Genomic DNA, 4,363 nt, shown 5'->3' on the forward strand with positions numbered 1-4,363 from the left:
GTTTCCCTGATGCTTTTCAGGACATCGGTCTTCATCAAACCCTCCTTCTCACGGCTCATGAATATTTGATGAAAATAAGCATATATTTATTGTTGTTTGTCCGCGGAGGAATTTTCCGTTTCCAGATGCTTCACTGTCACCCCGAAGGGCAGTTGTTCGATCGAAACGCCCCCGGGAATTCCGGCAAGCGAGAGCCCGGAGAGCTCCGTCGACGAGCAGAGCAGGTGCTGCTCGGGATGGGTCCCCCGGCGAATATCGCAGGAGAGAACGATCTCCGGGGCGACTGAGACGACCATCGATAACCGCTTCGACCCGGGGTGGTCCTTCGGGAGGACGACGAGGGGGATATGGTATCGCCGGACCATCTCGAGCATCATGCGTGCCTGCTCGACAGGCCCGCCTTCCGGCATGGAGACGGCAATCAGGTCGTCGGGGTCGACTGCGAGGCAGTACTCGTCGTCAGGGACCTCGATGCAGAGTGTGAACCGGGAACCGGCGTTCCCCACAAGCAGAAAAGAGCGTTCTCCCTGGATGAGCAGGAGGTCCCCCCCGAGGGGTACGGTCATCCCGCCCGGCCCGGCGGGGGGGCTCCCGGAAGCGCCGCCTTCAGACTTCTTCGACATCTTCCGACTGGCAGCTCGGGCACATGGGCCGCTTTCCGACGCCTTTGAATCGCTCGCCGCACTCTTTGCACCGGTAACTTGTGCCCTTTACCCGCTCATCATCAAACTCGATATCGACAGGTCCACCAACTGTACACATCTGGCATCACCAGGAGAGAAGTGGGGGGCGGAGAATATAAAACCCTATCGCGGCACCCCGGGCGGGAGGGGGCGCGGAAGGTATAAGGGCCCTAGACAACGACGGTGAAGACCACGAGCGCGATGATGAGCATTACGGCTGCGTGTTTGACGCCCGCCCGGATCGACGCCTCCCCCATCTGCCCGGCGATCAGGCCGGAGAAGAGTGCCTGGATGAGGCACCCGTGGTAGAGGAGGCGTTCGAAGGTTATGATGGGGGTGTGCCCGATAGGCACTGCGGCGGCCACCGTGCCGCCGGTGGAGAGGGCGTTGACATCGGCCAGCACGGAGAGAAACTGGATATCGATGATGGTCACAACGAAGACGAAGACGATGAAGACCAGGTAGATGATGGCGGTGTAGATGAACATATCAGCCTCTCTCTCGCGCTTGAGGTTCTCCGAGATCGCTGCGTCGCGGGCTGCGATGTTCAGCACTTCACCGATAGATCCGGTCATCCGGCTCGCTGTCGTGATCAGGGTCACCGCCCGGGCGATGGTGGGGGTGCGTATCCGCTCCTCAAACCGCACGAGCGCCTCCTGGACGCTGGCACCCCACTCGATGTCACGCTTGACCTTCCGGATCTCGTAGGTCAGCACCCCGAGATCTGCCTTTACGAGGATCGAGATCGCCTGCGCGAGTGTCAGGCCCACCTGGTTTATTCCGGAGAGGCGATTGAGGAACTCGGGGATCGCCGCTTCGAGCCCCATCACCTTTCTCCGCCAGAACAGGTGAACGATGCCGAAAGGGAGAAGGACGATCAACAGCGCCACGATCATGTGGTCGTCCAGGACGTCGACGAGGATCTCGGGGTCGGCGTAGGCCGGGGTCGCAAGGACGGTGAGGAGGACGTACCCGAGCGCGACCGGCACCGTCACGTAGAACGTCCGGTTCGGTTCGACGAGGAACGCCTGGAGGGGGTGGCGCACGAAGGCCCGGATTTTCCGGACCCGATCGTAACGCTCCAGTTGCCGGGAAGACTGCTCGTCGCCGGTACGCTCCTCGACCCGGACGTCGGCGAACTCACGGAGCCAGCGTGCCTCGGTATACCGCTCGACGGTCTCGGTCTTGATCGAGATTGCGTCGATTGCAAGGATGAAGAAGAGCGACCCGACCGGGATGAGGAGGTAGATGACGATGGAGAGTTCCAGGATCGGCGCGCCGCTCATGAGACCCATGACGACCATGACGATGATGATAAAAAGCGGGCCGGCGACAAAGAGCGTCACATAGGCCTCGGCAGCCAGCTGGAGCGTGGAAAGAAAGGTCTTCTGCTCGAACCGGGCATCTTCCTGGTATATCCGCACCCGGGCATCAAGGAACCCGAGTACGTCTCCCCCGCTCTCGACCACGGAGATGAGGTCCTGAACGAACTCCCGCAGTTTCTCCGAAGGGGTTGTCTCCTGCAGGTGCCGGAGCGCCGTGATCTGGTCGTAGCCGAAGTAGTCGGTGTCCCGGACGACGCGGCGGAACTCGTGGGCTGCTTCACCGTAGACCGCCGAGTTCATACTGATCGCCCGGAAGATCCCCATCATCTCCGCCCCGCCCTGACGCATGGCGTACATGTAGGAGACGGCGTTATGGAGCAGCAGGTTGATCCGGGTTGCCCGGTTCTTCTTCAGGATGGACGGGTATCGCAGGAAGAAGACGTAGGCGGCGTAAGCGGTGAGGACGAAGATGACTGCGCTCGCGGCGACCTGCAAGAGATCGATCATGGCGTCCGTCTGGACGAACCCCGGCAGCCGGAGGGCAAAGACGTTGTAGACCCTGACCCTCACCTGCGGGAGAACTGCAAGATGCATCGCCAGGAACCCCAGAGTGGCCCAGAAGAGGCCGAAGAGCCCGGAGATGAGGAACGTTCGCAGGAGGTAGCGGTCAAGCGTCACCCCACTGTTCGCCGCAATGAGGTCCTCGTGGAGACCCCGGTAGCGCAGGGGGTCGCGTCCCACCCACCAGCGGACGAGTCGGCGGAACCGCGCGGCCGCGGGAAGCATCACCGGATCAACCCACCAAGGTCGTCGAGGGAGGCGAGCACCCGGTCAGGCTCGATCGCGAAGGCCTGGATGATCCGGGCAACCGCCCTGTAGTCTTTGATACCCTGCTCGCGCATCGCAAGAAGGATCTTCCGTCTAATCTGCAGTTCCTCGTCGAGCCGGGTCCGATTCCAGCCGCGGTATCCCATGATCTCGGCGTAGATCCGGGACCGTCCGGAATACGAGAAGGTGTCGGGTACGGGGTTGTACTCGTAGACCGTGTTCACCTGGAGGTTGCCGGTGAGCGGGTCGATCCCGGCCAGTTCGACGATCTCCCGGCACCTCCTCACGCGGTCGGGCCCCCGGTGGGTGAGCGCCTGGACGGATATGATGTCGAGCGCCTGGAGCATGTTCCTCGGCACGTTGAGCGGCTCGCTCCCCAGGCGGTGGATCGCCGCGTCGACCCCGCCGGCATGCATGGTGGAGAACGTCGTGTGCCCGGTATTCATCGCCTGAAAGAGCGTCTGGGCTTCCCTCCCCCGGACCTCCCCGACAAGGATGTACTCGGGGCGCTGCCGCATCGCGGCCTTGAGGAGATCGAACATCCCGATGGTGATGGTGCCGGACCCCTCGAATGCCGTCTCGCGTGTGACGCTCGCGATCCAGTTCTCGTGAAAGAGCGTGATCTCGCGGGTGTCCTCGATGGAGACAATCTTTGCAAGCGGGGGGATGAAGAGAGCGACCGCGTTGAGCGACGTGGTCTTTCCCGATGCGGTGCCGCCGATGAAGAGCAGGCTCTTGTTGTTCTCGATCGCCATCCAGAAGTAGACGAGCTGATCGACGTCGAAAGTGTTCGTCTCGATCAGTTCCACGGGCGTAAGCGGTGTCTCGCGGAACTTCCGGATTGTGAATGACGTGCCGCGGGTGGTGACCTCGGTGCCGAAGGTGAGCTGCAACCGTGAGCCGTCGGGGAGGGTCGCGTCTACGATCGGGCTACCTATGGAGATGTGCTTCCCCGAACGCTGGGCGAGCGTGATCGCAAGCGAGTTTAAGGCCGACTCATCGAAGAGGATGTTCGTCTTGATGTTCTGGTGCTCCCGATGATACAGGAAGAGCGGAATTTGCGTGCCGTCACAGGATATATCCTCGATCCGGCTATCGTTCATCAGCGCATCGATACGCGACCAGCCGAGGAAGTTGCGTTCGAGGTAGTAACGGAGCCGGAAGACCGAAGCATCGGCGAGGGCGAGGCCGTACTCCACGAGGAGGCCCTCCATCTTCCCGGAAAGGACCTCCCGGCGGTCGGAGGCCATGTCATGGTCGTCGAGGATCAGAACGTCCCGGAGGTCGTCGAAGAGCCGTTCCAGGAGTTCGTACTCGAACTCCGAGAGCACCGGCTCAAAGAGGAGGTATTCGGCCTGGTTTGTCTGCGTATTGCGGGCTACCACGGCAAGAGCAAGGCCTTCGGCGATCCAGTAGCGATCGATCTCCTTGTAGACCCCAGGGACCGCCGCTTCGACAAGGGGGCCGTGCGTCGCGGGGTCGTATCTGTCCGGGACCCCGTTGTCCTTCCGGGGGCGGAGGAGACGG

General features: G+C 61.9%; 4 protein-coding genes. All 4 read right to left on the bottom strand.

Features of this window, described 5'->3' with window-relative positions; all coding sequences use genetic code 11:
- Window positions 1–86 precede the first annotated feature (86 nt).
- Complete coding sequence (locus PLN84_RS09480; RefSeq protein ID WP_292383163.1) at window positions 87–623, bottom strand: alpha/beta hydrolase; 537 nt, start codon at window positions 621–623, stop codon at window positions 87–89.
- Complete coding sequence (locus PLN84_RS09485; protein ID WP_292383165.1) at window positions 607–762, bottom strand: hypothetical protein; 156 nt, start codon at window positions 760–762, stop codon at window positions 607–609. The genes PLN84_RS09480 and PLN84_RS09485 overlap by 17 nt, the downstream gene beginning before the upstream one ends.
- Before the next feature lie 91 nt (window positions 763–853).
- A complete protein-coding gene (locus PLN84_RS09490; protein ID WP_292383167.1) occupies window positions 854–2,794 on the bottom strand; it encodes a type II secretion system F family protein in 1,941 nt (646 codons plus the stop codon).
- Window positions 2,794–4,363: type II/IV secretion system ATPase subunit (locus PLN84_RS09495; protein WP_348532022.1), on the bottom strand; the 1,570-nt coding region annotated here is incomplete at its 5' end. The genes PLN84_RS09490 and PLN84_RS09495, both read right to left, overlap by 1 nt.

It is taken from the genome of Methanoculleus sp., from assembly GCF_035363275.1.
GTDB lineage: Archaea > Halobacteriota > Methanomicrobia > Methanomicrobiales > Methanoculleaceae > Methanoculleus.

Coding starts and splice junctions, on each gene's coding strand:
- PLN84_RS09485 (WP_292383165.1), bottom strand. CDS start 762: ATGTGTACAGTTGGTGGACCTGTCGATATCGAGTTTGATGATGAGCGG.
- PLN84_RS09480 (WP_292383163.1), bottom strand. CDS start 623: ATGTCGAAGAAGTCTGAAGGCGGCGCTTCCGGGAGCCCCCCCGCCGGG.
- PLN84_RS09490 (WP_292383167.1), bottom strand. CDS start 2,794: ATGCTTCCCGCGGCCGCGCGGTTCCGCCGACTCGTCCGCTGGTGGGTG.